The organism is Micromonospora solifontis (genome assembly GCF_003725545.1).
In the GTDB taxonomy this organism is placed as follows: domain Bacteria; phylum Actinomycetota; class Actinomycetes; order Mycobacteriales; family Micromonosporaceae; genus Micromonospora; species Micromonospora solifontis.
In genome coordinates this window covers 1-25568 of the sequence record NZ_RJLN01000061.1, presented here as the reverse complement: position 1 = coordinate 25568, position 25568 = coordinate 1, and the positions used below count along the sequence as shown (strand labels likewise).

Genomic DNA, 25568 nt, shown 5'->3' with positions numbered 1-25568 from the left:
CGATCGCCCCGCCGAGCATAGCGGAACGCCACGACGCGGCGAACATCCTCGTGGTCCACGCCCGTCAGGGCCCGCACACCGGTGGCGGGTCGTCCGCGCCGCCCTCGTCACCGGCCACCCCGGCGAGCATGTCGGCGGTGGTGTGGGCCCGAATGGTGGGCTGCACGCCGTCGGCGAACCGCGCGACGACGGCCCGGACGTGGCGCTCGGCGGGTTCGGCCAGGCCGTCGTAGATCGCCGCGAACAATTCCCGGGCCGACCGCCGGGGCCATCCCGCCGGGAGCAGTTCCGCGGGCAGTTGCGGGTCGAGGAGGGGAAAGCGCCGGAAGGTGTCCATGACCTCGGTACGTGTCCGCACCGCGGCCGCGCCGACGACCCGCCCCGATGTCACGCGGGGCAGCAGCCGCCGCCAGCGCCGGAGGAACGCCTGGTAGTGCCGGGCGATCCCGGCGATGTCCCAGGCGTCGACGGGAGCACGGTGGCCGAGGGCGTCGAGTTCGGTGTGCCGCCCCCGAAACACCGTGACGGCGCCGGGGCTGAGCTGGGCGAGCTGCGCCCGGGCCGGCGGGGTCAGTTCGTGCGGCGAGATCCACAGCCCGTCGTACAACGGCGCGTACCCGAGCCAGCGGAGCTGACCGCGCAGGGCCCGCCGTTGCGCGGCGCGGTCCTGCGGCAGCGAGAAGGCGACCAGCGTCCAGCACCCGTCCCACGGCACGGCCGTGCCGGTGGCGGCGAGGATCCAGTTGCCTCCGGCGGAGAGGTTCGCGGCGGCCGCGCGGCTGAGCCGGTAGGAGCTGCGCCGTCCCTGCCGGCTGCCCTCCAGTACGCCCCGACGGGCCAGCCGGCTGATCGCGGTACGGGCACCGGCCGCGCTCACCCCGGACTCGGCGAGCAGCGCGACGATGGCGGCGGACGGGAGCGCCGCGCGGGTCCGCAGGGTGTAGTCCGCCAGCAGGGTCACCGTGACCCCCTGCGGCGAGTTCCCGACCTGTCGCCGGGGCAGCCGGAGCGGGCGACCCCCGTCGTCCGGATAGATCTCCTCGATGTCGAAGGGGCTTGCCACGGGCGCTCCGGCTCGGCTCAGGGACGGTGCAGACACTGTAACCGCATCAGGACGACCCATGATCGAGGTCTGTCGATTGACACTTGTCGGTCCGACGGGAACACTATCCGCCAAGTGACATCCCACGGAGCCGGGCCGGGCGAGCCATGTCGTGGGCGATGCGCGATCACCGCGGGCAGCCGGGCGTACCCGCGACCGGATCGCGCGTGCCCGATCTCAGCCTGCACAGGTGACCGAAGGAGTCGTCCCCGTGAGAATCAGAAGGAAACTGCTGCTCGTCCTGGCCGCGTCGCTGGCGGCGGCCGGCCTGGTGGTCCCCACGATCCGACCCGCGTACGCGGCGTCGCTGACCGAGGTGACCAACTTCGGCGACAACCCGGGCGGGATGCGCATGCACATCTACGTGCCGGACTCCCGCCCGGCCAGGCCCGCGACCGTGGTGGCCATGCACGGCTGCGGCGGATCCGGCCCCGGCTTCTACTCCGGTAGCGAGTTCGCCAGCCTCGCCGACCGGTACGGATTCATCGTGATCTACCCGACCGCGACCCAGCAGGCCGGGTTCGGCAACTGCTTCGACGTCTGGTCGGATGCCGCCAAGCGCCGCGGCGGCGGCAGCGACCCGGTGTCCATCATCTCGATGGTCCGCTACGCCCAGCAGCAGTACGGCGCCGACCCCGACCGGGTCTACGCCACCGGCAGCTCGTCCGGCGGCATGATGACCAACCACATGCTGGCCCTCTATCCCGACGTGTTCAAGGCGGGCGCCGCGTTCATGGGCGTGCCCTTCAACTGCTTCGCCAACGCGGCGGACTACCCGCCGGGGACCAGCCAGTGCACCGGCGGGACCATGAACCGGACGCCGCAGCAGTGGGGTGACGCGGTCCGTCAGGCCTACCCCGGCTACTCCGGCCCCCGCCCCCGGGTGCAGCTCTGGCACGGCACCAGCGACACGCTCGTGCCGTACTCGCTGCTCCAGGAGACGATCGAACAGTGGACCAACGTGTTCGGGCTCAGCCAGACACCCACCTCCTCCGACACGCCGCAGACCAACTGGAACCGGCGCCGGTACGCCGACGCCAACGGCACCGTCCAGGTCGAGGCGTACAGCATCCAGGGCGCCGGGCACACCCTGCCCGCCAGCGGCATGGCCGCCGCCGCCATCCAGTTCTTCGGCCTGACCAGCGCCCCGAGCCCGACCACGACGCCGAGCCCGACGACGTCGCCCAGCCCCACCACGTCGCCGAGCCCGACCGGCCCGCCCGGCACCCCCGCCTGCCGGGTGAGCGTCGACCTCAACGCCTGGAACACCGGGCTGACCGAGAACATCACCATCACCAACACCGGCGCCAGCGCCGTCAACGGGTGGTCCCTGGGCTTCACCCTGCCCGGCGGGCAGACCATCACCTCGGGCTGGAACGCCACCTACTCCCCCAGCTCGGGCCAGGTGACGGCCAGGAACCTCGCCTACAACGCCGCCATCCCCGGCAACGGATCGACCACCATCGGCTTCCAGGCCACCCACACCGGTAACACCGCCAAGCCGAGCTCGTTCACCCTCAACGGCGCGGCCTGCGCGGTCAGCTGACACCGCCGACCGCGCCGCACCCTGGTAGTCGCCCGCCCGGCGGCTCCGGCACCTTCCGTCGGGGCCACCGGGCGGGCGCGTGGCGTCGCACACCTTCCCCCTCCAGTCGGGTTCGGCCAGAATCCAGGACGCGCCCGCACGTTCGAGGGCCGAGAGCGAGGAATCAGGTGGCCCGGCAGTGGCGGTACGGGACGGTCGGCGACGTCGAGATCGCGCGGACGATCGGCACGGGGCCGCTCTCGATCAGGCCCCACTTCCACGAGACGGTGCAGGTCACGATCGTCACGTCCGGCACGCGCGCGTTCCGTACCCGTGCGGGGGTCGTGCGGGCGCACGCCGGACACGCGATCGTCATCCCGGCGAACCTGCCGCACGCCGCCTTCCCGCTCGCCGGGGAGGACGACAGTGTCAACGTGTACCTGCCACCCGGCGCGCTCGCCGGCCTTCCCGGTGGCCGTCCGATCAAGGTGGCGACGCCCGCCGGCGCCGAGCGGTTCCCTCCACACCGGCTGGCGTCCGACCTGCGCGCACTGCTGGCGGCGGCGCCGGTGTCCCGCCGCGAACCCGCACCCACCGCCCTCGCCGCCGCCGTCATGGACACGAGCGCGGACCTGCCCACCCTCGCTGCCCGGTTCGCGGTGTCCCGGGAGGCGGTGATCCGCCGGTTCACCCGCGAGACCGGGCTCACGCCGCACGCCTTCCGCGTCATCGCCCGGCTGAACGTCGCCCGGCGCCTGCTGCGTGCCGGCGTCGCCCCGGCCGAGGCGGCGGCCCGGGCCGGCTTCGCCGACCAGAGCCACCTGGGCCGACGGTTCCGGGCCGCGTTCGGCACGACGCCCGGACGGTACCGGGGCCAGACGTACGGGCCGGAGGACGTCACTTTCGTTCCAGACAGCCGGGGGTGATCGCGCCAGGATCAGCGGCATGGCACTGCTCGCCCTCCTGGCGGCGGGTCTGCTCGGCGGCGTCGTCAACGCGCTGGCCGGCGGCGCGACGCTGCTGACCTTCCCGGCCCTGATGGCCACGGGGCTGTCTCCGGTCACCGCCAACGCGACCAACGCCGTGGCGCTCGCCCCCAGCCACCTCGTCGCGGCCGTGGCCGCCGGGGAGAGCCGTCCGGCAGCCGATCGCCGGCTTCGCGGCGAGGTTGCCGTCGCGGCCGTCGGTGGCGCCGCCGGGTCGATCCTGTTGCTGATGCTGCCCGCGCGGCACGTTCAGACCCTGGTGCCGCTGCTGATCGGCGCCGCCACGGTCCTGTTCGCCGCCGCGCCCCGGCTGCGGGTGCGCGGCACGGGTGTGCGAACCGGCCCGGGCCTGCTGCTCGCGTGCACCTACGGCGGTTTCTTCGGCGCCGGTCTCGGCGTCATTCTCGCCGCCCTGCTCTCGCTGGGCTCCGACACCGACCCTCGGCGCGTCAACGCCCGCAAGAACGTCCTCGCCACGGGCGCGAACCTGGCCGCGGTCACCGTCTTCGTCGCGAAGGGAGTGGTGATGTGGCCGGCCGCCGCGGTGATGCTGACCGGCGCCCTGGCGGGCGGGTGGCTCGGCGGACGCGCCAGCGGCATCCTCCCGCCCGGCGTCGTACGCGCGACGGTGATCGCCGGCGGCGGCGCCCTGACGATGGTCTACGCACTCCGGTTCTGGTGACCACTCCAGGCGTCGAAGGCTGGCGGGCCGGCGCGGTCGCCGCGTCCACGATGGACCCCGCCGACCTCCGGGCGCTACGGTACGGGCGCGCAGCGTCGCCATCGCAGGCCCTGACTCCTGCTCATGCCCTGCCGACCACGGGGAGGTCCGATGCGGCCTGACGAGATCGCCCAAGCGCTCTCCGCGCTGCCGGGGGTGCGCTCCGATCTGACGGGCGACCTTCTCGAGGTCGTGGTGCCGGCGATCGACGACCGGCTGCGCCTGCGACCCGAGGCGGTACGGCGCGGCCGGCGGATCTCCGCACCGAACGGCGACCCGGCCGTGGAGTTCGCGGTGTCCGACGGGACGGACGAGTGGCCGCTGATCGTCACGCCCGATGACGTGGTGTTCGCGCCGGTCCCCGCGGCGGGCCTGCTCGACTCCGCCGTGCCGTTCGTGGTGTCGAACATGCCGCCGCTGGTGGCGTACTCGGAGATGGTTCGCGACGCCGAGGCGGTGACCCGGCGCCTCGCCGGGCCGGACGCGCGGGTGTCGAACCTGGACGAGGTCGGCGCGACGTTCCTGATGCTGCGCGCCTTCGTCGCGGGCGCGGTCCGGTTCGGGCTGCGGCCGGTGCGCGCCGTCGCCTGGTGGGAGCAGGGGTGGGCGGTCGTGCGGGACCGCGTGTTCCTCCCGCCGTTCCGGGCCGATCCGGCCTGGGACGAGTTGGCCCGCGAGGCGACCCGGGTCCCGCCGCCGGCGCCACGCCCGCCGGCCGAGCCGGCGGTGGCAGCCGGGCGACCGGTGACCGCGGCGGAGTTCGACGCGCTGGCCCCGCTGCTGACCGCCCTGCGGCCGGACGAGGAGTTCCGGGCCGCCTGGGCCCGCTGGATCCGGGTGCCGCCCGACGCCTTCGCGCGGGCCCTGACCGACCAGGTGGCGGGTGCCCAGGCCGCCCTGTCGCTCTATCCGGAGGGCACCGGCAGCGTCGACCTGCGGGTGTACGACGGCGACCGGCTGTCCGCCCTGTTGCAGCTGCGCTTCTCGGTTCCCGGGAGGACGATGGCGGTCGACGAGATCCGGATCGCCGAGACGGCCCGGTCCACCGGCCTGTTCGCCCGGCTGATGTTCAACGCCGAAGCGCTGGCCCGGCTGCTCGGTCTGACCCGGATGACCGCGCACGCCACCGACATGGGCAGCTACGCGCTGGCCACCGCGGGCGTCTACCTGCGAGATCCCGAGCTGTACCGGCGTAGCCGCCGGCAGCCGTAGCCGGCGCGGACGTCGCGGTCGTAAGGGCTGGCGCGGGACGCCGGCTCACCGGGTCGCGAGCCGCCGGCGCAGCCGGGCCAGCGCCTCCGGGCCGACCGCCGCCACCACCGAGTCGGAGAGCTGGGTGCAGAGGGCCTTGGCCCGGTGCAGGTCGGAGCGGGCCGCCTCGAGCTCGCCGCGGATCCGTCCCGCCTCGCGGGCGGCGGGCAGCCGGATGTCGCGCAGCTCGTGGGCGCGTACCTCACGCAGGCTGTCCGCGAACGCCAGAAGATACGCGGTCCGCTCGCTGCCCAGCCCGCCTCCGTCGGCGTGTTCCCGGCCGACGGCGAGCACCCGGCGCAGCTCAGCGGCCGGCAGGAAGAACAGCGTCGTGGTCGAGTACCGGCTCTGCTCGACCTGCTGCGTCCACCGGGTGAGCAGCCCGGACTTGACGTCCAGGAACGGCACGAGGTCGAGCTGGAAGCCGGGGTCGACGGTGGCGAGCAGGAGTTGGGAGTCACCGAGCCGGGTGCGCAGCTCGTCCACGGCGGCGACCTGGGTACGCAGCAACCGCTCGAACTCGGTGGACCGCTCGGCCTCGAACGACGCCGGCCGGCCCGGGTCGCCGTCGTCGGCGGCGGCGAGGACCCCGTCGACGTGGCTGAGCAGCCGGTCGCCGCGTACGCAGAGCTCCTGCACCGCGAGCACGATTTCCAGCAGGTGTTCGGCCACCTCGCTGTCCCGGGCCGTCCGGCGGCCGTCGAAGAGCCGGCCGGCGTGCGCCGAGACGACCTCCAGCAGCGTCGACAGCAGCGCGAACATGCCTCACCTTCCGCCGGCCGTGGGAGTGCCGTCAACGTTACGGCCTCCCCATCGGACACTGCCCGGCAGCCCGTGCCGGGCCGGCCGGGGCGACGCCCGCGACGGCTCGGGCCGCCGCTGTCCGGCGAGCGGGTCACGCGGTATCGGCGCGGCCGAGTCGCCAGTAGCCCATGAACGCCACCGCGCGGCGGTCGAGGCCCCGCTCCCCGACCAGGTGCCGGCGCAGGCCACGGATGACGCCCGCCTCCCCGGCGAGCCACGCGTACAGCGGCGTCGGTGGCACCTGGTCGGGCACCTCCCAGAGGATCTCGACGTCCACGTCCACGTCCACGTCGGCGACCGGCTGCGCGTCGACGCGGGGCCGACCGCCGAGCAGTTCCGCCGCCGCCGCGGCGAGGGCCGGGGCGAGCCGGCTGCCGTGGCCGCCGGCACCCCGGGGCAGCCAGGTCAGCGCCACGCCGGGCGGTGCCACCAGCGGCAGCACGTCCTCGGCGCCGGGCACTTCGAGCAGCGCCCGGCCGCGGGCGTCGGGCGGGAGCCGCTCCAGGATCGCCGCGATCGCCGGCACGGCGGTCTCGTCCCCGGCCAGCAGCAGGTGCCCGGTCGACGGCGGCCGGAACTCCACGCCGCCGTGCTCGCCGGGGTAGCCGGCGTCGGGGCCGAGGATGGCGATCCGGTCACCGGCGCGGGCGCGCCGCGCCCACCGGGTCGCCGGCCCGCTGTCGCCGTGCAGGACCAGGTCGACGTCGACCTCCGCGAGGTGCGGACGAACGGCCCGGACGGTGTAGGTACGCACCGGGTTACGCCGGTGCTCCGGCAGTGCCCGCCACCGCGCGTACCAGTCGGGGCCCTCCGGCATCCGCACGGCGTGCTGGCCGGGCAGCGGCAGGGCGAGCTTGATCCGCTGGTCGTAGCCGTTGTCGGCGAACCGGTCCAGGTCGGGTCCGGTGAAGGTGACCCGCAGGAACGACGGGCTGAGCCGGCGTACCGCCCGCACCTCGACGGTGAACAGGCGCCACGGCGCGACGGGCAGGGTCTCGGTCATGGTCTCTTCCTGTCTCGGCCGGGCTACCGGGCCGTGGTCGCCAGGGCGCGGGAGCGCCACAGCAGCCATACGAAGTACGGGGTGCCGATCATGGCGGTGACCAGGCCGGCGGGGATCTGGGCGGGGGCGATGACGGTGCGGCCGAGGGTGTCGGCGATGCTGACCAGCGCGGCGCCGAGCAGTGCGGCGACCGGGAGCACCCGGGCGTGCCGGCCACCGACGAGCGCGCGGGCGATGTGCGGGGCCACCAGGCCGACGAAGCCGATCACGCCGACCGCGGAGACCGCGGTGGAGGTGAGTACCGCCGCCGCGCCGAGGGCGACCAGCCGGGTGCGTTCCAGCCGGACGCCGAGCACCCGGGGGGTGTCGTCGTCAAGCGCGAGCAGGTCGAGTTCCCGCCGGGCCGCGGCCACGGCCGGGGTGAGCACCGCCAGGGCGATCGCCACCGGCAGCACCTGGGTGGCGGTGCGGCCGTAGGTGGAGCCGGAGAGCCAGGTCAGGGCCTTGCCGGTGTTCCACGGGTCGTACGCGACGATGAGAAAGGTGATCACGGCCATGCCGCCCTGCCAGGCGCCGAATCCGATGAGGACGAGCCGGTCGGAGCTGAGGCCGCCGCGCCAGGCCGCGCCGTAGACGAGGGCGAAGGCGAGGATCGCGCCGAGCCCGGCGATGCCGGAGACCGCCCACACGCCGGCCAGCGGGACGAAGGTGAGCAGGGCGACCGCGCCCAGGCCGGCGCCGGCGGTGATGCCGAGGATGCCGGGTTCGGCGAGCGGGTTGCGGCAGACCGCCTGCACGGTGGTGCCGGCGACCGCGAGCGCCGCGCCGGCCAGCACGGCGGCCGTGACCCGCGGCCACCGCTGGTCCAGCACGAACGTGTACGCGGGCCCGGTGCTCCCGTACAGCCAGTTGACGACGTCGCCGAAGAGCATCCAGGTGTCGCCGGCGAGCATGCCGACGAGCACCGCGCCGGCGGTGACCGTGGCGGCCACGGCGACGACGGTGCGGTGGAACGCCGCGCTGCGGACCGCGGCGTGCCCGCCGGGCGGACGGCGGGTGGGGCCGGCGTCGCGGTGCCGCCGCGCGAGCCAGATCAGCACGGCGGCGCCGAGCAGGGTGGTGACCACGCCGGTGGGGATGTCGACGCCGGCCTGGCCGCCCATGACGGCGCGGAGCAGAACGTCGGAGCCGAGCACGACGAGCACCCCGGCGATGCCGGAGAGCGGCAGCAGGATCCGGTGCCGGTGCACGGCGGGCAGCACCGGGGCGAGCAGCCGGACGATCACCGGGGCGCACAGGCCGACGAAGCCGACCGGACCGGTGAGGGTGACCGCGGCGGCGGAGAGCAGCACGGCCAGCAGGGTCACGATCAGCCGGGTGCGGCGCACGTCGAGGCCGAGCACGGTGGCGGTGTCGTCGCCGAGGGCGAGCACGTCGAGGCGGTGTCCGAGCAGGATCAGTGCCACCACGGCGGCGCCGATGACCGGGGCGAGCTGGCTCAGCGCGGTCAGGTCGCTCTGCACGAGCGAGCCGTTGCCCCAGGCGAACAGCCCGATGGTGGCCTGCTCGAACAGCAGCAGGAGCAGGGTGGTGACCGAACTGAGCGCCAGGGCGGTGGCCGAGCCGGCGAGGATGAGCCGGGTGGTGCTGGCCTGCCCGCCGGCGGACATGGCCAGCACCAGCGCCGCCGCCGCGAGACCGCCGCAGAAGGCGAGGCCCCCGGCGGGCAGCGCGGGCAGCGAGATACCGAACGCGGCGACGGCGACGATGGCCAGGTGGGCTCCCGCGTTCACCGCGAGGGTGTCCGGGGAGGCGAGCGGGTTGCGGGCGATCGACTGCAGGGCGGCGCCGGCGAAGCCGAGCGCCACGCCGATGGCGAGCCCGGCGAGCAGCCGGGGCAGCCGGGCGGCGACCAGCACCCGGGCCGCCTCGTCGTCGGCGCCGGTGACCAGCCGCAGCAGGTCGAGGGCGCCGACCGACGAGGTGCCCTGGGTGAGGTGCACCGCCGCGACGAGGAGCAGGAGCAGCGCCGCGGCGACGAACACCGCGACGACGCGGGGCGCGGGGCGCCCGCCCGGAGCCGGCGCGACGGCCGGCTCCGGGCGCGGGGGTGCGGTCAGCACGGTCACACCGTGTAGGTCTTCACGAGCTGGTCGAGGTACTGCTTGCCGGAGAGCGGACCGCCGAAGGTCCAGATGCCGTCGGGCATGCGGTGCAGGTTGCCCTTCTGGACGAAGGGGAGCGACTTCCAGATGGCGTTGCCGGCGAGGCCGTCGGCGAACACGTCGGTGCCGTCGGAGGCGTTGTAGAAGAAGTGCAGGTTCGGATCCTTGAGCCCGGTGAGGCCCTCGACGTCGGTCTGGCCCAGGCCCCACACCTCGTCGGTCTTGCCGGTCCAGGCGTTCGTCAGTCCGAGCTGGAGGCCGATCTGGGACACCAGCGCGCCCTGCCCGAACATCCGGATGCTGACGGTGCTGCCTTCCTTCCACCCGTCGGCGATGGCGAACGGGCGGCCGGCCGCGCCGGCGTCGGCGATCTTCTTCCTGCCGTCGGCGAGGGCGGCGTCGAAGTCGGCGAGCAACTTGTCCGCCTCGACCGTCCGGCCGACCGCGGTGGCGATCATCTTCAGGTCCGTACGCATCCGGCCGAGGTTGTCCGACGCGTCGCTGCCCTTGGTGACCAGCACCGGGACGTACTTCTCCAGCTGGCTGACCAGCGCGGCGCCGCGGTCGTCCGCCATCACGACGAGGTCGGGCTGGAGGGCGACGATCGAGTCGACGCTGGGTTCGCCGCGGGTGCCGACGTCCTTGACGCCCGAGTCGAGCTTGGCGGCGGTGACCCAGGTGGCGTAGCCCTTCGGGTCGGCGACGCCGACGGGCATGACGCCGAGGCTGACGAGCATCTCGACCTCACCCCATTCCAGGCCGACCACCCTGGTCGCCGGAGCCTTGAGGGTGACCGCCTTGCCGCGGCTGTCGGTGACCGTGACCGGCCCGGCCGACGAGGCGGAGGTCTCGGGTGCGGCGGCGCCGTTCTCGGTGGTGCCGCAGGCACTGAGCAGCAGCGCGGCCACCCCGGTGAGGAGGGCGGTGACACGGGTACGAGTCATGTCGTTCTTTCTGTCGAGTGTTGTCGATGGTCGGTTCAGACCTGGGCGCGGGTCAGGTGCCGCCCCACGGGTCGGGTGGTCACCAGCCCGGTGAGCGGGTCGGTGGTCACCTCGATCCGGATGCCGTACGTGTCGGTCAGCGCCTGCTCGGTGAAGACCTCGGCCGGGCTGCCGGTGGCGCGGACCCGGCCACCGTGCAGCAGGACCACCTCGTCGGCCACGGCGGCGGCCTGGTTGAGGTCGTGCAGCACCACGCCGACCGCGACGTCGTGGTCGTCGGCGAGGTCCCGCATCAGGTCGAGGATCTCCACCTGGTAGCGCAGGTCGAGGAACGTGGTGGGCTCGTCGAGCAGCAGCACCTGCGTCTCCTGCGCCAGGCAGGTGGCCAGCCACACCCGCTGCAATTCGCCGCCGGACAGTTCATCCACCGGACGGTCAGCCATCGCGGCCACCCCCGTGACGTCCATCGCCCGGCTGACCGCCGCCGGCCCCTGCGGGTCGTCGGCCCGCCACCGCCCGCGGTACGGGTGGCGGCCGTAGCCGACGACGTCCCGGACGGTGACCCCGCTGGGTACCGGCCGGCTCTGGGCGAGCAGGGTGACCCGGCGGGCGAACTCCCGGGCCGGCAGGCCCGCCGCGGCGACGTCACCGGCCAGGTGGACGGCGCCGCCGGCGATCGGGTGCAGCCGGGCCAGGGCCCGCAGCAGGGTGGACTTGCCGCTGCCGTTGGGGCCGACCAGAGCGATCACCGCGCCCGCGCGGAGGGCGATCGCCGCCCCGTGCACCACGAGCGCCCCGTGGTAACCCAGGTCGAGGTCGGTGCCCCGCAGGCTCTGCTCGCTGCTGGCCGACTCCGGTCCGCTGTTCATGAGGTTAGGCTAACCTAACCAAAATTTCGAATGGCAGGGCCCCCTACCGGTCCGGATGGCCTGCTCGAACCGGGCGCGGGTCAGGAACGCGAGCCGGGCACGCTTGTCCGGGCAGCAGTGGCTTCCGGGCCAGCATCCTCGAGGACGAGAAGATCCTGCCGATCTTCACCGACGTCTTTGATTGCTTCTTCCGCCACCTGGCACATCCCCGGACCGCTCCGCCCCGGCGGTCGCCGTCCCCCGTGCTGCTGTTCTTCCCGCCGCGAGCATGCCCCCGGCGGCGAGCAGGCACGCCACCGCCAGCGCGGCCGGAAGAGACTGGTAGCCGCCGCGGTGGAGAAGGGCGGCGGCGGCCACGGGTGCCACGGCTCTGGCCGTGGTGACGGGCGCGGCCAGTCGCCCGGCGACGGTGGCGTAGGCGGTGGTGCCGTACCGGTCGGTGAGGATGGCGGGGGTGGCGAGGCTGGCGATACCGAAGCCGAGCCCGAATCCGGTGACGGTGATGACCGCGCCCGGCCGGCTGCCTGCCAGCAGGGGCATCGCGAGGGCGGCGGCGCCCTGGATGGCGACGACCGTGGCGACGATGGTGGTGACCGGGAGTCGGCGTCGGGCGCCGGTGAGGACGAGTCGTCCGGTGACGGACAGGACGCCCAGCAGGCCGGCGGCCGCGGCGGCGAACGTCGCGGGGTGGCCCCGGCTGATCAGGTAGCCGACGAGGTGGACGCCGATGGTGCTGGTCGCTGCCCCGTGCGCGGTCAGGGCGGCGGCGAGGATCCAGAACCGCCGGTCGCGCATCGCGGCGCGGGCCGCCGCCCGCCGCCGGGCATGGTCCGGTCTCGCCCCGGTGCCGGGGGTCCTGACGTGCGGCGGTTTGCGGATGGTGAGGACGTGCAGCGGCACGGTCACGATGCCGTGAACGGCGGCGAGCGCGAGCAGCGCGCCTCGCCAGCCGAGCTGCGCGACGAGCAGGCCGGTGAGCGGCATGAAGATGGTGCTGGCGAACCCGGCGACCACGGTGACCGCGAGCAGGGCGGTGGGCCGTCGGTCGGGGGTGAACCAGGAGACGATGACGGCGAAGGCGGGTTCGTAGAGGACCATCGCGCCGGTGATCCCGATGCCGATCATGACGGCGTAGAGCTGCGGGGTGGTCCGGACCTGCGACCAGGCGATCAGCAGTGCGGTGGCGATGATCGAGCCGACGGTCATGAGAGCGCGCCCGCCGTGCCGGTCGAGCCACCTGCCGACCGGGATGGCCATCAGGGCGCCGGCGAGGACGCTGGCGGTCAGCGCCCCGGTGACGGCGGTGGTGGAGGCGCCGAGGCTGGTCGTCATGGGGCCGAGCAGGACCGCGTAGGCGTAGTAGAGGCTGCCGTATCCGACGGTCGAGGTGACCGCGAGGGCGGCGATGATGCGCCATCCGTGGCGCCCGCCGACGGTCGGGTCGGCGGGCGCCACCGTGGAGATCGTCATCAGCCGGCGCAGCAGCCGCCGGTCTGGCCGCTCGCCGGGGCGTCGAGGCTGATGAGGTTCAGCGGCGTGGACAGCAGCCCTCCGGAGATGCCGGTGGCCAGCCCCTTGGCGGCCGGCGGTGCGGCCGGGGTGGGGCCGCAGCAGCTGTCGGTGCCGGTGGAGTCGGCCGGGTCGCTGTTGCAGACGCCGGTCTCGGGCAGGTCGAGCTGGACGTCGCGGGCGGCGGTCCAGTCACCGGCAAGGGCGGCGACGACGGAGCGGACCTGCTCGTAGCCGGTGGCCATGAGGAAGGTCGGCGCCCGGCCGTAGCTCTTCATGCCGACGGCGTAGTACCCGGACTCGGGGTGGGCCAGCTCGTCGACGCCGTGCGGCGGCACGGTGCCGCAGGAGTGCTCGTTCGGGTCGATCAGCGGTGCGAGGGCGCGGGTGGCGCCCATGACCGGGTCGAGGTCCAGGCGTAGTTCGGCGGCGATGCTGTGGTCGGGGCGGAAGCCGGTGGCGGCCACGATCCGGTCCACCACGACCTGCTCGTCGGTGCCGTCGGCGTGACGGACGACGACCGCCACCCGACCGTCGACCGGGCTGAGGGCGTGGATGGAGAAGCCGGTGAGCAGGCGGATGCGGCCGGCGCCGACGTGGTCGCGCAGCCGGGAACCGAGTGCCCCACGCGCCGGGAGGGCGTCGGCGTCCCCGCCGCCGTAGGTGCGGGCCGGGGAGGGCGAGCGGATCGCCCAGGTGACCTCGGTGCCGGGCACCTGCGCGGCGAGGTCGGCGAGGGACAGCAGGGTGTTGGCGGCGGAGTGGCCCGCCCCGACGACCAGCGTGTGCCGGCCGGCGAACCGGTCCCGGTCGGCGCCGAGCACGTCCGGCAGCGCATGCTCCAGGAAGGCGGCGGCGTCCTTCTCGCCTCGTGCGGGCAGGCCGGAGGCGCCCAGGACGTTGGGGGTGCCCCAGGTGCCGGAGGCGTCGATGACCGCGCGGGCCTGAATCTCCTCACCGGTGGTGAGGCGGATCAGGAACGGGGCCTGCTCGCGCCCGGCGGTGCGCAGCCGGTCGTAGCCGAGGCGGCTGATCGCGGCGACCCGGGCGCCGTAGCGCAGGTGCGGCTTGAGCTGCGGCAGCTCCGCGAGGGGCCGCAGGTAGTCGGCGACGAGTTCCGCGCCGGTGGGCAGGGCGTCGAGGTCGGGGGCGACCCAGCCGGCGTCGTCGAGCAGCCGCCGGGCGGCCGGGTCGATGTTGTACCGCCACGGGGAGAAGACGCGCACGTGGCCCCACTGCCGTACGGCGGCGCCGGCGGTGTCGCCAGCTTCGAGGACGGTGCAGGGCAGGCCGCGCTCACGCAGGTGGGCGGCGGCGGCGAGGCCGACCGGGCCGGCGCCGATGACGGCGACGGGCAGCTGGTCCAGGGCACTCATCGGATGACTCCTTATGTTGAGGTTCATCGAAACAGCGGAATGTGGGAGGCCGCCGGTTTCCGGCGGCTCTGGCCGTCAGGTGATGGTCCGGCTGCGGCGTTCCAGGAGGATGACGTCGCGCCAGCGGCCGTGGTGCCGGCCGACGCGTTCGCGGGTGCCGATGACCCGGAAGCCGGCGCGCTCGTGCAGGGCGAGACTGGCCTCGTTCTCGGGGAAGACGCCGGACTGGATGGTCCAGATGCCGGCGGCCTCGGTGGAGGCGATCAACGCGTCGAGAAGCAGCCGGCCGACGCCGCGGCCCTGGGCGGCGGGGTCGATGTAGACGGAGTGCTCGACCACGCCGGCGTAGACCGCGCGGGTCGATGTCGGTGACACGGCGACCCAGCCGATGACGGCCCCGTCCTCGTCGACGGCCACGAGCCGGTGCGCGGCCAGCTTGCCGGCGTCGAACGCCGCCCAGGTGGGGGCGGTGGTCTCGAAGCTGGCGTTGCCGCCGTCGAGGCCGGCCTGGTAGATCGCCAGCACCCGGGCGGCGTCGCCCGCGGTCATGGGGCGGACGGTGATGTCGGCCATCAGCAGGCTCCCTTCGGCTGCGGGGCCGGGCGGCCCATGACCACGTCGGCGGCGGAGGGGAAGCAGCCGACGCAGGCGTCGTTGATGCGGTAGAGGCGAGCGGTGCCGACCGGGTCGACGAGCACGAACCGCACCTCGGTGAGGATCTTCAGGTGTTGCGAGACGGTGGACTGGGCCAGCCCGACGGCGGCGACGATCTCCCCCACGCTCATCGGCCGGTCGTGCCGGGCGAGGTACGCCACGATCTGCACCCGGGTCGGGTCCGCGAGAGCCCGGAACCACGAGGCGTACGTCTGCGCCGTGTCCCGGTCCAGGAGGTCGCTCACCACCCGCTCCTTCTATCGTTTATCGCCGATTGACGATGAAAGTGTAGCGGGTGCCGCCGCGGCGAGGTGGACGGTGGCGACGACGAGGCGGGCGATCAGGGCCAGGGTGCCGGGGTCGACCTTGTCGGGGGTGTCGGCGGGGCTGTGGTAGCCGCCCATTCCGGCGCCGATGCCAACCGCGGCGAGGCCCGCTCGGCCGTAGCGGCGGTTGTCGGACGCGACCGGCCCGGCCGTCAGGGGGACGCCGGTGTGCCGGCCCGCCTGATCGAGCAGGGCCAGCAGCCGGTGGGCCGGTCCGCCGGCCTCCACCGCCGCCGCCCCGTCCAGGCGGCCGGCGCCGTCGACATTGACGACCAGCGGCGCGGCTCCTTCCGCCCGGAGCCGGGTGGCGTGGTGGGCGGAGCCGAGCGCCCCGACCTCCTCGCGGTCGAGCAGCGCCACGGACAGTCCCACGCCGGCGGGGAGACCGGCTGCGAGGACGCGGGCGGCTTCGAGGACCACCGCGACGCCGGTGGCGTTGTCCGAGGCCCCCGGCAGGCGGAGACCGGGATGGTCCCCGACGCCGTCGTAGTGCGCGGTCAACAGCAGGTCTCCGGCACCGGAAGCAGGTTGGCGGAGCCTGGCGTGGATGTTGACGCCGGTGACATCGTCGCGGCGCAGCGGCGTCGCCCCGGACAGCCAGCCGTCGCGGGCGGTCGCGGCGGCGAGGACCGCGGAGTGGGTGTCCGGGTCGAGGGTCAGCACCGGCAGCGGCCCGGGGTCCGGTCCGGCGAGCATGGTGAACTGCCAGCCGTCGGCGTCGACCGGGCGGCGGAGCAGCAGTCCAGCGGCGCCCTGGGTGTCGCGATAGGCGTCGAACAGGTTCAGCTCGGCCGGCACGACCAGCCACCGCCCCGCCGGGTCGTCCCGTCCGGCCACACCGAGCGCGCCGCGACGGAGGTCGGGCCGGTCGGCGGAAGCCGGATGGATCGCCACCTGCCGCCCGAACGCCAGCGGGGCGGAGCCGCTCCGGCCGCCCCAGGCGACCGTCGGCGCGGCGTACACCTGGGGCACCGCGCGGACCGGGAAATGCTCCGTGCGGACGGTGGCGCCGAGGGCGGCAAGCCGGTCGACCAGCCAGGCACGGGCTGCCGCGCCGCCGGTCGAGCCGACGCGCCGGCCCGTCATGGGGTCCGAGGCGAGAACGGCGACGGTGGCGGTCATCCGGTCGGCACTGACCCGCCGGAGCCGGGTTGCCAGGTCGTTCGCGCCGGTCATGAGCAGCATCCCTGACCGGTGGCGACGGCGTCGGCCCTGGCCCGGGTGCCGCAGCACGAGTCGGCGGCGCGGGCGGCCTCCCGGGTACCGCAGCACGGCTCGTCGCCGTCGGCCCGGCCGGCGGGCGGGCGGATGTCACCGACGGCCTGGGCGGGGCTGCCGCAGCAGTCGCCGGAGCCGGTGATCTGGAGGGCGGCGGCGGGGTCGCCGGTGAAGCCGCCGGTGCTGGGCTCGTCTGCACTCATCTCGGGTCCTCCTCAGCGCGGGTTGATCAGCGGGTAGGTGGTGGCGCGGGTGGCGGCGTAGCGGCGCTCGGCGCGCTGCGCGGGGGTGGACACCTCGGCACAGGAGTCGCAGAACCGGACTCCGGCCAGGGAGGTCCGGGGGCGGCGGATGGAGCCGAACATGGTGGTCCCTTCTCTCCGAACGCCTGTCTTGACGTCCATCGAATCAGAGACTTGCACGCTGATTAGAGAGATGTCAACCTAGAGACATGCCGAAACAACAGGCGTCGCCCCCCGTCGTCGACCTCAACGCCGACACGCCGTGCTGCCCTCCGCTGGCGCAGCGCCGGGTCCCGGCCGAGACGGCCGCGGCGCTCGCGCCCGCGTTCAAGGCCCTCGGCGACCCGGTACGACTGCAGCTGATGTCCATGATCGCCTCCGCCGAAGGCGGGGAGGCGTGCGTGTGCGACCTGACGCCCGCGTTCGACCTGACCGGGCCGACGATCTCGCACCACCTCAAGACGCTGCGCGAGGCGGGCCTGGTGGACGCCGAACGGCGGGGCACCTGGGTCTACTACCGGGCCCGCCCGCAGATCCTGCGCCAGCTCGCCGCACTGCTGTCAATCGAGCCCGCGCCCCGAGCCTGACCGCCTCCCGATCACCTCATCTTCCGTCCACGGCTCGATCCAGCCGCCGGGGGCGAGGTCGACCGCGGGTGGCCGGCGAGCATCCGACGCCCCTGGCGGAACACGCGGGGAGGGCGCCTTGCGGCGAGCGCGGCCATGACGTGCACAGCGTCTCGTCCCACGCCGCGCAGCGTGTTCGAGGCGAAGGTTCGCTGGAACTCCAGACCGAGGTGGACCAGGCCGGGATGAGTGGTGGAGATCCCGCCGACCTGCTGTGGCATGCCGTGGTCGAGAGTGGCGAGGGGTGCGAGGTAGTCAAGGTCCGGCCGGTAGCCGGTGGCGAAGATGACCGCATCGACCGCTTCGTGCGTCCCGTCGCTCCAGACGACGCCGTCGGGGGCGAAGCGGGTGAACATGTCTCGCCGGGCAAGTTCGCCTGAGGTGATGGCGTTGCGGTAGCGGCCGGTGTCGAGCACGGTGGCGTGCCCCACGAGCCGGGTGGTTACCGCGCGCGAAAGGCGGTCGGCGCCGGTGACGTGCAGCCAGTGGTGCAGGTCCCGGCCCCGGATGCGCTGCGGCAGGAACCGCACCGGTTCGCGGGTCGCCAGGGTCACCCGGGCACGCGCGGTGAGTTCGTAGGCGACCTGGACGGCAGAGTTGCCGCCGCCCACGACGACGACCCGCTTGGCGTCGTACGCGTCGGGCCGGCGGTAGTCGGCGACGTGCCGCAGGTCGCCGCCGTACTCGCTCTGTCCGGGCAGGGCAGGCAGGTACGGGTTGCCGAAGGAGCCGGTCGCGGCGACGACCCCGATCCCGGCCAGTTCGTCGTCCGTGTCGGTGCGGATGACATATCCCCCGCCCGGACGGCTGTGCACGGCGACGGCGCGGGTGCGGGTACGGACCTCGATGTCGAGGGAGTCCGCGTAGCGGCGGAGGTAGGCGACCACCTCGTCCCGGCGGGGGTAGCGGTCCGGGTCGCCGTCGAAGGGCATGCCGGGCAGGGCGCTGTAGCGGGCGGGCGAGAAGAGGGTGAGGCTGTCGTAGTAGTCAGGCCACGAGCCCGTTGGTTCGGTGCCGGCGTGCAGAACGACGGGTCGCAGACCGGCGTCCCGGGCGGCGCGGGCGGCGGCGAGGCCGGACTGCCCGCCGCCAACGATGATCACGGGATCAGCTTGAGTCACGCCACAATCATATCGTTGTTTTGTTGAATGACAATATGATGATGACGAGGAAGGGTGTGACCATGAGCCACACCGCCGACCGGCCGCCCGGGCCGCAGAGCGCCCCCACCCCGGGTCTCGCGCCGCAGACGCAGGAGTTCCTCAAGGCCCTCGGCAGTCCCACCCGGCAGCGGATCATGATGCTGTTCGCTCACGGCGCCGAGATGTCCGTGGGTGAGGTGGCCGAGCGGGTCGGCATCAGCCAGGCCACGGCGTCGCAGCAGTTGACCCTGCTACGACGCGGCGGCGTGGTCACGTCGCGGCGGGACGGCAAGACGGTGTTCTACCGGGCCGACCGCGACGGAACCCTCGCCGCCCTGTCCGACCTGCAGTCCTACCTGGCAACCTGCTGCTGACTCCCCCCGTTTCCCCATCGACGCCCGAAGGTTGCCGACGGCAGCGCGGGCTTGACGAACAGATTTTACTCAGCGGCCATTGAGTCAATGGCCATTGAGCTTTCTTCTCTCGCGAGACGCGCCCGGATCCACGCCGCACTCGGCGACCCGGCACGCCTGGCGATCGTGGACGCACTCACCCTTGGCGACGCTTCCCCCGGAGAGATCGCCAACACGCCCTCGACATGCCGACCAACCTGGTCGCCCGCCATGTCAACGCCGACCGGGTCGACCGGCTCCTCCCCGCCGTCCTGCCCGGACGTCCCCGATGACCGCAACGAAACCATCGAGCGGTTCCTGCACAGCAGCTACGACCAGTACGCCACTTCCGCCACCGTCCCCAACCACCTGCCACTGCTCGCCGAGCGGTTCGCCCGCCAGCGGCTGCGCGCCCTCGCCCGGGTCGTGGGCCACCACCGCGACGGCCGTCCCGGCACCCGGTACGAGAGCTGGAACGTGGACGATCCCGCCGCGCTCGACCTGGTCGACGTGCGACCGATCCGCGACGAGATCGAACGCCGCGTCCGTCGCCTGCTCGACCAACTGAACGTACCCGCCACCCGACAACCAACCACTGCCCGACGATCCGGGACAGCGACATCACAGGGGCGAACAGACTGATGACCATCCCACTCCGGCGGCGCCTGCTGGCCGAGTTCGTCGGCACCGCCCTGCTGGTCGCCGCCGTGGTCGGCTCCGGCCGCGCCGCCGTCGCGCCCGCGGCCGTCGGCGCCTACATCGGCGCCGCCTACTGGTTCACCTCCTCGACCTCGTTCGCCAACCCGGCGGTGACCATCGGGCGCGCCTTCACCGACACGTTCGCCGGCATCGCCCCCGCCTCAGTGCCCGGCTTCGTCCTGGCCCAACTCGTCGGCCTCGCCGTCGGCGTCGGCCTGCTCGCGGCCCTCTACCCCGACGCCGGCACCGCCGCCGACCAGGTCGTCGTCCCTACCGACGAGGACGCGGCCGCCGGCCGGCGGTCATGACCACACCGCAGCCGTACGACGCCAGCGAGGCTCGGCCCGACAACACCCCGGACCACCCGTTCCACGACCTCGACCACGAGCCGGCCGACCGGCCCTCGCACCGCACGGAAGGAACCCGATGAGCGACAAGCCCAGTGTCCTGTTCGTCTGCGTCCACAACGCCGGCCGTTCCCAGATGGCCGCCGGTTGGCTGCGCCACCTCGCCGGCGACACGGTCGAGGTCCGCTCCGCCGGCAGCGCACCCGCCGACCGGATCAACCCCGCCGCGGTCGAGGCCATGCGCGAGGTCGGCATCGACATCACCCACCAGACGCCCAGACTGCTCGAGTACGCCACCGCCGAGTCCTCCGACGTCATCGTCACCATGGGCTGCGGCGACGCCTGCCCGGTCTTCCCGGGCAAGCGCTACGAGGACTGGAAGCTCGAAGACCCCGCCGGCAAGGGCATCGAGGCCGTCCGCCCGATCCGGGACGAGATCCGGGCCCGGGTGGTGAAGCTGCTCGCCGAGCTGCGCCCCACCACCTGAACCGTCTGCGCCCGCGCCGCCGAGCGGAGGTGTCCGGTCAGCGGAGCCCGGCGAACAGGTCGTCCTCCGGCGTCGCCGCACCGGTGGTGTCGCGGACCCGGACGAAGGTCTCCACGCCCATGAGCTCGGTGAACCGCTCCTGACCGAGCTGCAGGAAGAAGATGTTCTCGGCCTGGCTGGCGTGGGCGGCCAGGGACTCGAACTTCTGGCCGCCGTAGGCGCCGATGTCCACCCAGGTGGTGATCTCGTCGTCCGGCAGGCCGAGCTCCGGCATCTCCGACGACTCGTCCGGCTCCGGAAACTCGACGCCTATCTCCTTCATGACCCGACCGAACTCCTGGAACGCGCTGCGCGGCACGGTGGTCCAGTAGACCTTGGCGGGGATGTCCGTCCGTTCGACCGCGGCCATGGTGATGCGGTGGGCCTGGATGTGGTCCGGGTGGCCGTAGAAGCCGTTCTCGTCATAGGTGACGACGACGTCGGGCCGGTACCGCCGGATCAACTCGGCGAGCCGGTCGGCCGCCTCCGCCACCGGGGTGTTCCAGAACGCGCCGGGCGCGTCGTTGGCCGCCCAGCCCATCATGCCGGAGTCGGCGTAGTCGAGCGTCTCCAGGTGCGTGACCTTCAGCGCCGCGCAACTGGCCGTCAACTCGGCCTGGCGCATCGCCACCACGGCCTGCGGGTCGTGCCCCGGGTCGCCCGGCTTGACCCCGCCAGGCCCGTCGCCGCACCGCCCATCGGTGCAGGTCACGAGGACCGTCGTGATCCCCTCCGCCGCGTACCGGGCGAGGACGCCGCCCGTGCTGGTCGCTTCGTCGTCGGGGTGGGCGTGCACCGCCATCAAGGTCAGGGAGCGCTCAGTCACCCCACCACCTTACGAGGGAGGTCCGACACGGTGGCTTCACCGCATCCCAGGGCGGCCGCGGCGGCGAGGGGTCGGGCGAACGCGGGGCCCACCTCCCGGCAGCGGGCCCGGTCACTTGACCGGCTGTGCTTCCCGGGCCGGCTCGCGGCGCCCGTCGCCGGCCCGGACGACCCGGGCGTGCCACCAGACGACGAGCGGCAGCGCGACGAGTTCCAACACCATCGCGGTGCCGAACACCGGCGTCGGCCAGCCGACGGACAGGACCGATGTCAGGCGGCCGATCCCGCCGACGACCGCGATCACGAGGATCGCCCGGGTGACGATCGCCCGCTCCTCGAGCCGGAACAGTGACCACCAGAGGCCGACGCCGGCCGCGAACCAGTAGGCGTCGATGAAGCGGTAGTTGTTGTCGACGCTGACCGGGGTCGACGTGCCACCGGGTATGAAGGTCGGCCCGACGAGGAGCCCGGCCAGCCCGGACACGATCGGGACCGCGCCGAGTACCACCAGCACGACCATGAGTGCTCTCCGCCCCACCAGCGCCCCCGCCGTCGTGATCCTGGCAACGCAATGACGATCGCCCTCACTGTATGGCGGCGCTCCGCCGGCGTGCCAGGCCGCCGGCGCCCGGTGCCGCGACCCCTAGCCGCGGTACGGGCGGCTTCGTGGTGCGCTCCGGTCGCTTCTGGGGTCGCGGCCGCCTCCGTACGCGGGGGCCGCCCTGACCGGCGGCATCTCGGCAACGGCACTGTCCGTGCTGGTCACGGCCCATCCGGAGCACCAGGGGGCGGGCCGGAGCGGCGCTCCCCCGCCGGCCGGCGCCAACGCAGCAATTTGAGCGAAGACAGGGCCGGGGTGCCTCACCATGCTGGGTCCGGTGCCCGGGCCGGGGCGTACGGGCTGACGGCGACGAGCATCCCGAGCCTCTGGAGGAGACGAGTGATCAAACTGATGCGGCGGGCCGGTGTCGTGCTGGTCGCCGCCGCCGTGGCGATCGGCGTCGCGGCGGTGCCGGCCAGCGCCCACGTGATAGCCACGCCCTACACGGCGGAGACGAAGTTCTTCCACACGGCCTTCCGGGTGACGCACGGCTGCGCCGGCTCGGCGACCACCGCCGTGCGGATGCAGATTCCCGACGGCGTGCACCTCGTCATCCCAGACGCCGTGCCGGGCTGGCAGCTCCAGGTGACCCGCGCGTATGGCCAGGGCCAGGGCTTCGGCCGGGTCGTCGAGGTGGCGTGGCTGGGCGGACCGCTGCCCGACCACCAGGAGCAGCTCTTCGGCATGGGCTTCCTGATCGACCGGAAGGCGCCGGACATCCTGTGGTTCCCGACCGTCCAGCAGTGCGAGGTGGGCGAGAACCGCTGGGTGGAGATCCCCCCGAGCCTGGAGGAGTGGCACGACCACAACTCCGCGCCCTTCGTGATCAACGCCGCCTGGTAGTCGGCGCATTGCGGGCGAGCCCCGGTCGATCGCGCAGCGATCGACCGGGGCTCGTCGGTTTGGCGCCGGATCAGGCGAGGTCGAACCGGTCGAGTTCCATCACCTTGGTCCAGGCCGCGACGAAGTCGGTCACGAACTTCTCGCGCGCGTCCTCGCTGGCGTAGACCTCGGCGAGGGCCCGCAGCTGGGAATTGGAGCCGAAGATGAGGTCGACCGCGGTGGCGGTCCACTTCACCTCGTCGGTGGCCAGGTCCCGGATCTCGTACACGTGCTCGTCGGACTCCGACGCCTTCCACCGGGTGCCTGGGGAGAGCAGGTTGCTGAAGAAGTCGTTGGTGAGCACGCCGGGCCGGTCGGTGAGGACGCCGTGCCGCGCGCCGCCGACGTTGGCCCCGAGCGAGCGCAGGCCGCCGACCAGGACGGTCATCTCCGGCGCGGTCAGGTTGAGCAGGTACGCGCGGTCGACGAGCAGCACCTCCGGCTGGGTCTTCTCGCCGGGGCGCAGGTAGTTGCGGAACCCGTCGGCGCGCGGCTCGAGGACCCGGAACGACTCGACGTCGGTCTGCTCCTGCGAGGCGTCGGTGCGACCCGGGTGGAAGGGCACCGTGACCTCGACGCCGGCGTCCCGCGCCGCCTTCTCGACGGCGGCCGAGCCGGCCAGCACGATCAGGTCGGCGAGGGAGATCTTCGCGCCGCCGGCGGTGTTGAACTCCCGCTGGATGCCCTCGAGGGTGGCCAGGACCGTCGCGAGCTGCTCGGGCTGGTTGACCTCCCAGCTGCGCTGCGGCTCGAGGCGGATCCGCGCGCCGTTGGCGCCGCCGCGCTTGTCGGTGGACCGGTAGCTGGCGGCCGACGCCCAGGCGGTGGCGACCAGTTGCGCGGTCGTCAGGCCGGACTCCAGGACCTTCGCCTTGAGGGCGGCGACGTCGGCGTCACCCACGAGCTCGTGGTCGACCGCCGGCACCGGGTCCTGCCACAGCTGAGGCTCCGGGATCCACGGCCCGAGGAAGCGGCTGACCGGACCCATGTCCCGGTGCAGCAGCTTGTACCAGGCCTTGGCGAACGCCAGCGCGAACTCGTCGGGGTTCTCCAGGAACCGGCGCGAGATCTTCTCGTACGCCGGGTCGACGCGCAGCGACAGGTCGGTCGTGAGCATCGTCGGCTTGTGCTTCTTCGACGGGTCGTGGGCGTCCGGAATGATCGCCTCGGCGTCCTTGGCGACCCACTGCTTCGCGCCGCCGGGGCTCGTGGTGAGTTCCCACTCGTAGCCGAAGAGGATCTCGAAGAACCGGTTGCTCCACTGCGTCGGCCGGTCGGTCCAGGTCACCTCGAGGCCACTGGTGATCGTGTCCCCACCCTTGCCGGTGCCGTAGGTGCTGAGCCAGCCCAGGCCCTGCGCCTCCAACGGCGCACCCTCGGGCTCGGGGCCGACATGGTCGTCGGCGACGGCGGCGCCGTGGGTCTTGCCGAAGGTGTGGCCGCCGGCGATGAGGGCGACGGTCTCCTCGTCGTTCATCGCCATCCGGCGGAACGTCTCGCGGATGAAGTGCGCCGCCGCGGCCGGGTCCGCGTTGCCGCGGGGGCCCTCCGGGTTGACGTAGATCAGACCCATCTCGGTCGCGCCGACGGTCGGCGACATCTCCTTCTCGGAGACGTAGCGCTCGTCGCCGAGCCAGGTGTCCTCGGGGCCCCAGAAGATCTCCTCGGGCTCCCAGACGTCCTCCCGGCCGAAGCCGAAGCCGAAGGTCTTGAAGCCCATCGACTCCAGGGCGACGTTGCCGGCGAGCACGAGCAGGTCGGCCCACGAGATCTTCTGGCCGTACTTCTGCTTGACCGGCCAGAGCAGCCGGCGGGCCTTGTCCAGGTTGGCGTTGTCCGGCCAGCTGTTGAGCGGGGCGAACCGCTGGCCGCCGTCGCCGGCCCCGCCGCGGCCGTCATCGATCCGGTAGGTCCCGGCGGCGTGCCAGCTCATCCGGATCATCAGGCCGCCGTAGTGACCGAAGTCGGCCGGCCACCAGTCCTGCGAGGTGGTGAGGACCTTGACGATGTCCTGCTTGAGCGCCTCGACGTCGAGCTTGGCGAACTCCCTGGCGTAGCTGAAGTTCGGCCCCAGCGGGTTGCTCTTGGACGAGTGGGCGGCGAGAACGGAGAGGTCGAGCTGGTTGGGCCACCAGTCGCGGTTGGTGCGCGGACGCCCGCCGGTCTTCGGGGTCGGCGAGTCGATCGCCGGGTTCTCGCTCTCGCTGCCGTGCGCGGTCACGGAGTCGTGCGCGACCGGGCACCCGGCCGCCGCCTTCTTGTCCACGCCCTGCGCACTCACCGGGGCGTTGTCCTGGGTGTCGCTCATGCGTTTCCTTCCGAACTGGCGGATCACTGGGACGTGCGTTCGGTCGCGCAGCCGGGGCAAGTGCCCCAGTAGACGACCTCCGCCTCGTCGACCACGAACCCGTGGTTGTCGGAGGCGGTGAGACAGGGAGCGTGGCCGACGGCGCAGTCGACGTCGGCGATCGCGCCGCAGGAGCGGCACACGACATGGTGGTGGTTGTCCCCCACCCGCAACTCGTAGCGGGCGGTCGCCCGGGCCGGTTGGATGCGCCGCACCAGCCCGGCGTCGGTGAGCGCCCGCAGCACGTCGTACACCGCCTGGTGGGAGACCGTGGGATGGCCCGCCCGGACCAGGGCGATCACCTGGTCGGTGTCGACGTGCGGGTGGTCGCGCAGCGCGGCGAGCACCGCCAACCGGGGACGGGTCACGCGCAACGAGACCGCCCGCAGGTGAGTCTCGAAGTCGGACGCCATGTCACGAACATAGTCCAGTCTTCTGGAATGAATCAAGTTTTTGCCAGGTTGGCTCGGCCGGCGCACCATCGAC

28 protein-coding genes and 1 pseudogene are annotated in these 25568 nt (G+C 73.4%); 11 read left to right on the top strand and 18 right to left on the bottom strand.

The annotated features are described in order from the left end of the window. Positions 1-64: 64 nt before the first annotated feature. Positions 65-1063, bottom strand: a complete 999-nt coding sequence (locus tag EFE23_RS19745; RefSeq protein WP_123242423.1) for a PaaX family transcriptional regulator — start codon at positions 1061-1063, stop codon at positions 65-67. Positions 1064-1313: 250 nt separating this feature from the next. On the opposite strand from EFE23_RS19745, the gene EFE23_RS19740 reads away from it, so the two are divergent. From EFE23_RS19740 to EFE23_RS19725, 4 genes are all read left to right on the top strand, one after another. Then, a complete protein-coding gene (locus tag EFE23_RS19740) occupies positions 1314-2648 on the top strand; it encodes an extracellular catalytic domain type 1 short-chain-length polyhydroxyalkanoate depolymerase (RefSeq protein ID WP_123242422.1) in 1335 nt (444 codons plus the stop codon). A gap of 167 nt (positions 2649-2815) precedes the next feature. Beyond that, positions 2816-3553, top strand: a complete 738-nt coding sequence (locus tag EFE23_RS19735) for a helix-turn-helix domain-containing protein (RefSeq protein WP_123242421.1) — start codon at positions 2816-2818, stop codon at positions 3551-3553. Positions 3554-3572: 19 nt separating this feature from the next. After that, complete coding sequence (locus EFE23_RS19730; RefSeq protein ID WP_199737145.1) at positions 3573-4295, top strand: sulfite exporter TauE/SafE family protein; 723 nt, start codon at positions 3573-3575, stop codon at positions 4293-4295. Between the two features lie 150 nt (positions 4296-4445). Then, positions 4446-5546 carry a hypothetical protein gene (locus EFE23_RS19725; RefSeq protein WP_123242420.1) on the top strand — a complete coding sequence of 367 codons (1101 nt, stop codon included), beginning with the start codon at positions 4446-4448 and terminating at the stop codon, positions 5544-5546. 45 nt (positions 5547-5591) lie between these two features. On the opposite strand, the gene EFE23_RS19720 is transcribed toward EFE23_RS19725, so the two are convergent. The 12 genes from EFE23_RS19720 to EFE23_RS28575 form a co-directional block, all read right to left on the bottom strand. Continuing rightward, positions 5592-6347 carry a hypothetical protein gene (locus EFE23_RS19720; RefSeq protein ID WP_123242419.1) on the bottom strand — a complete coding sequence of 252 codons (756 nt, stop codon included), beginning with the start codon at positions 6345-6347 and terminating at the stop codon, positions 5592-5594. Between the two features lie 133 nt (positions 6348-6480). Then, positions 6481-7392: a siderophore-interacting protein gene (locus EFE23_RS19715; RefSeq protein ID WP_123242418.1), complete on the bottom strand. Its 912-nt coding sequence runs from the start codon at positions 7390-7392 to the stop codon at positions 6481-6483. Positions 7393-7415: 23 nt separating this feature from the next. Continuing rightward, the gene (locus EFE23_RS19710) at positions 7416-9512 is read right to left on the bottom strand and encodes an iron ABC transporter permease (protein ID WP_123242430.1); all 2097 of its coding nucleotides are present in this window, start codon (positions 9510-9512) and stop codon (positions 7416-7418) included. Positions 9513-9517: 5 nt separating this feature from the next. Then, complete coding sequence (locus EFE23_RS19705; protein WP_123242417.1) at positions 9518-10501, bottom strand: ABC transporter substrate-binding protein; 984 nt, start codon at positions 10499-10501, stop codon at positions 9518-9520. A 35-nt stretch (positions 10502-10536) separates the two neighbouring features. Next, entirely contained in the window at positions 10537-11370 is an 834-nt protein-coding gene (locus EFE23_RS19700) for an ABC transporter ATP-binding protein (protein ID WP_123242416.1), read from the bottom strand. 165 nt (positions 11371-11535) lie between these two features. Further along, complete coding sequence (locus EFE23_RS19695; RefSeq protein ID WP_123242415.1) at positions 11536-12840, bottom strand: MFS transporter; 1305 nt, start codon at positions 12838-12840, stop codon at positions 11536-11538. Beyond that, complete coding sequence (locus tag EFE23_RS19690) at positions 12840-14255, bottom strand: FAD-dependent oxidoreductase (protein ID WP_123242414.1); 1416 nt, start codon at positions 14253-14255, stop codon at positions 12840-12842. The genes EFE23_RS19695 and EFE23_RS19690 overlap by 1 nt, the downstream gene beginning before the upstream one ends. A 75-nt stretch (positions 14256-14330) precedes the next feature. Continuing rightward, complete coding sequence (locus EFE23_RS19685) at positions 14331-14828, bottom strand: GNAT family N-acetyltransferase (protein WP_123242413.1); 498 nt, start codon at positions 14826-14828, stop codon at positions 14331-14333. Further along, positions 14828-15154 carry an ArsR/SmtB family transcription factor gene (locus EFE23_RS19680; protein WP_373684028.1) on the bottom strand — a complete coding sequence of 109 codons (327 nt, stop codon included), beginning with the start codon at positions 15152-15154 and terminating at the stop codon, positions 14828-14830. The genes EFE23_RS19685 and EFE23_RS19680 overlap by 1 nt, the downstream gene beginning before the upstream one ends. A 12-nt stretch (positions 15155-15166) precedes the next feature. Then, entirely contained in the window at positions 15167-16411 is a 1245-nt protein-coding gene (locus tag EFE23_RS19675; protein WP_233601070.1) for a M28 family metallopeptidase, read from the bottom strand. Then, positions 16408-16656, bottom strand: coding sequence for a hypothetical protein (locus EFE23_RS19670; RefSeq protein WP_123242410.1), 249 nt, complete (start codon positions 16654-16656; stop codon positions 16408-16410). The genes EFE23_RS19675 and EFE23_RS19670 overlap by 4 nt, the downstream gene beginning before the upstream one ends. Before the next feature lie 12 nt (positions 16657-16668). Next, positions 16669-16818, bottom strand: a complete 150-nt coding sequence (locus EFE23_RS28575; RefSeq protein ID WP_199737144.1) for a hypothetical protein — start codon at positions 16816-16818, stop codon at positions 16669-16671. Between the two features lie 86 nt (positions 16819-16904). Here EFE23_RS28575 and EFE23_RS19665 point away from each other — a divergent pair, with 86 nt between their 5' ends. Continuing rightward, the gene (locus EFE23_RS19665; protein WP_123242409.1) at positions 16905-17282 is read left to right on the top strand and encodes an ArsR/SmtB family transcription factor; all 378 of its coding nucleotides are present in this window, start codon (positions 16905-16907) and stop codon (positions 17280-17282) included. A gap of 11 nt (positions 17283-17293) precedes the next feature. Here EFE23_RS19665 and EFE23_RS19660 read toward each other — a convergent pair whose 3' ends face one another. Beyond that, complete coding sequence (locus EFE23_RS19660) at positions 17294-18424, bottom strand: flavin-containing monooxygenase (protein WP_123242408.1); 1131 nt, start codon at positions 18422-18424, stop codon at positions 17294-17296. 59 nt (positions 18425-18483) lie between these two features. Here EFE23_RS19660 and EFE23_RS19655 point away from each other — a divergent pair, with 59 nt between their 5' ends. The 5 genes and pseudogenes from EFE23_RS19655 to EFE23_RS19635 all read left to right on the top strand — a co-directional run bounded on the left by EFE23_RS19655 (position 18484) and on the right by EFE23_RS19635 (position 20388). Beyond that, on the top strand, positions 18484-18837 hold the full coding sequence (locus EFE23_RS19655) for an ArsR/SmtB family transcription factor (protein ID WP_233601069.1): 354 nt from the start codon (positions 18484-18486) through the stop codon (positions 18835-18837). Positions 18838-19086: 249 nt separating this feature from the next. Beyond that, a complete protein-coding gene (locus tag EFE23_RS29030; protein WP_233601068.1) occupies positions 19087-19497 on the top strand; it encodes a three-helix bundle dimerization domain-containing protein in 411 nt (136 codons plus the stop codon). A 71-nt stretch (positions 19498-19568) separates the two neighbouring features. Continuing rightward, positions 19569-19851 (top strand): annotated as a pseudogene (locus EFE23_RS19640) (aquaporin family protein); the annotation flags it as partial. A 7-nt stretch (positions 19852-19858) separates the two neighbouring features. Then, complete coding sequence (locus EFE23_RS29330; RefSeq protein ID WP_255421166.1) at positions 19859-19984, top strand: hypothetical protein; 126 nt, start codon at positions 19859-19861, stop codon at positions 19982-19984. After that, positions 19981-20388: an arsenate reductase ArsC gene (locus tag EFE23_RS19635; RefSeq protein ID WP_123242406.1), complete on the top strand. Its 408-nt coding sequence runs from the start codon at positions 19981-19983 to the stop codon at positions 20386-20388. The genes EFE23_RS29330 and EFE23_RS19635 overlap by 4 nt, the downstream gene beginning before the upstream one ends. Before the next feature lie 37 nt (positions 20389-20425). On the opposite strand, the gene EFE23_RS19630 is transcribed toward EFE23_RS19635, so the two are convergent. Further along, entirely contained in the window at positions 20426-21253 is an 828-nt protein-coding gene (locus tag EFE23_RS19630; protein WP_123242405.1) for a PIG-L family deacetylase, read from the bottom strand. A 111-nt stretch (positions 21254-21364) separates the two neighbouring features. Next, positions 21365-21772 (bottom strand): DUF4345 domain-containing protein, encoded by a 408-nt coding sequence (locus EFE23_RS19625; RefSeq protein WP_123242404.1) that lies wholly within the window; start codon positions 21770-21772, stop codon positions 21365-21367. A gap of 420 nt (positions 21773-22192) precedes the next feature. Here EFE23_RS19625 and EFE23_RS28235 point away from each other — a divergent pair, with 420 nt between their 5' ends. Further along, positions 22193-22696, top strand: a complete 504-nt coding sequence (locus tag EFE23_RS28235) for a DUF1775 domain-containing protein (protein ID WP_158675889.1) — start codon at positions 22193-22195, stop codon at positions 22694-22696. A 70-nt stretch (positions 22697-22766) separates the two neighbouring features. Here the strand turns inward: EFE23_RS28235 and katG are convergent, their stop codons facing one another. Next, complete coding sequence (gene katG / locus EFE23_RS19615) at positions 22767-25043, bottom strand: catalase/peroxidase HPI (RefSeq protein WP_123242402.1); 2277 nt, start codon at positions 25041-25043, stop codon at positions 22767-22769. Positions 25044-25066: 23 nt separating this feature from the next. Then, positions 25067-25495, bottom strand: a complete 429-nt coding sequence (locus EFE23_RS19610) for a Fur family transcriptional regulator (RefSeq protein ID WP_123242401.1) — start codon at positions 25493-25495, stop codon at positions 25067-25069. Positions 25496-25568 lie beyond the last annotated feature (73 nt).

What these genes read in the sequence shown, in the direction of transcription:
- EFE23_RS19730 (WP_199737145.1), top strand. Translation starts at nt 3,573, where the DNA reads ATGGCACTGCTCGCCCTCCTGGCGGCGGGTCTGCTCGGCGGCGTCGTC.
- EFE23_RS19725 (WP_123242420.1), top strand. Translation starts at nt 4,446, where the DNA reads ATGCGGCCTGACGAGATCGCCCAAGCGCTCTCCGCGCTGCCGGGGGTG.
- EFE23_RS19720 (WP_123242419.1), bottom strand. Translation starts at nt 6,347, where the DNA reads ATGTTCGCGCTGCTGTCGACGCTGCTGGAGGTCGTCTCGGCGCACGCC.
- EFE23_RS19715 (WP_123242418.1), bottom strand. Translation starts at nt 7,392, where the DNA reads ATGACCGAGACCCTGCCCGTCGCGCCGTGGCGCCTGTTCACCGTCGAG.
- EFE23_RS19705 (WP_123242417.1), bottom strand. Translation starts at nt 10,501, where the DNA reads ATGACTCGTACCCGTGTCACCGCCCTCCTCACCGGGGTGGCCGCGCTG.
- EFE23_RS19700 (WP_123242416.1), bottom strand. Translation starts at nt 11,370, where the DNA reads ATGAACAGCGGACCGGAGTCGGCCAGCAGCGAGCAGAGCCTGCGGGGC.
- EFE23_RS19695 (WP_123242415.1), bottom strand. Translation starts at nt 12,840, where the DNA reads ATGACGATCTCCACGGTGGCGCCCGCCGACCCGACCGTCGGCGGGCGC.
- EFE23_RS19690 (WP_123242414.1), bottom strand. Translation starts at nt 14,255, where the DNA reads ATGAGTGCCCTGGACCAGCTGCCCGTCGCCGTCATCGGCGCCGGCCCG.
- EFE23_RS19685 (WP_123242413.1), bottom strand. Translation starts at nt 14,828, where the DNA reads ATGGCCGACATCACCGTCCGCCCCATGACCGCGGGCGACGCCGCCCGG.
- EFE23_RS19675 (WP_233601070.1), bottom strand. Translation starts at nt 16,411, where the DNA reads ATGACCGGCGCGAACGACCTGGCAACCCGGCTCCGGCGGGTCAGTGCC.
- EFE23_RS19670 (WP_123242410.1), bottom strand. Translation starts at nt 16,656, where the DNA reads ATGAGTGCAGACGAGCCCAGCACCGGCGGCTTCACCGGCGACCCCGCC.
- EFE23_RS28575 (WP_199737144.1), bottom strand. Translation starts at nt 16,818, where the DNA reads ATGTTCGGCTCCATCCGCCGCCCCCGGACCTCCCTGGCCGGAGTCCGG.
- EFE23_RS19665 (WP_123242409.1), top strand. Translation starts at nt 16,905, where the DNA reads ATGCCGAAACAACAGGCGTCGCCCCCCGTCGTCGACCTCAACGCCGAC.
- EFE23_RS19655 (WP_233601069.1), top strand. Translation starts at nt 18,484, where the DNA reads ATGACGAGGAAGGGTGTGACCATGAGCCACACCGCCGACCGGCCGCCC.
- EFE23_RS29030 (WP_233601068.1), top strand. Translation starts at nt 19,087, where the DNA reads ATGTCAACGCCGACCGGGTCGACCGGCTCCTCCCCGCCGTCCTGCCCG.
- EFE23_RS29330 (WP_255421166.1), top strand. Translation starts at nt 19,859, where the DNA reads ATGACCACACCGCAGCCGTACGACGCCAGCGAGGCTCGGCCCGACAAC.
- EFE23_RS19635 (WP_123242406.1), top strand. Translation starts at nt 19,981, where the DNA reads ATGAGCGACAAGCCCAGTGTCCTGTTCGTCTGCGTCCACAACGCCGGC.
- EFE23_RS19625 (WP_123242404.1), bottom strand. Translation starts at nt 21,772, where the DNA reads ATGGTCGTGCTGGTGGTACTCGGCGCGGTCCCGATCGTGTCCGGGCTG.
- katG (WP_123242402.1), bottom strand. Translation starts at nt 25,043, where the DNA reads ATGAGCGACACCCAGGACAACGCCCCGGTGAGTGCGCAGGGCGTGGAC.
- EFE23_RS19610 (WP_123242401.1), bottom strand. Translation starts at nt 25,495, where the DNA reads ATGGCGTCCGACTTCGAGACTCACCTGCGGGCGGTCTCGTTGCGCGTG.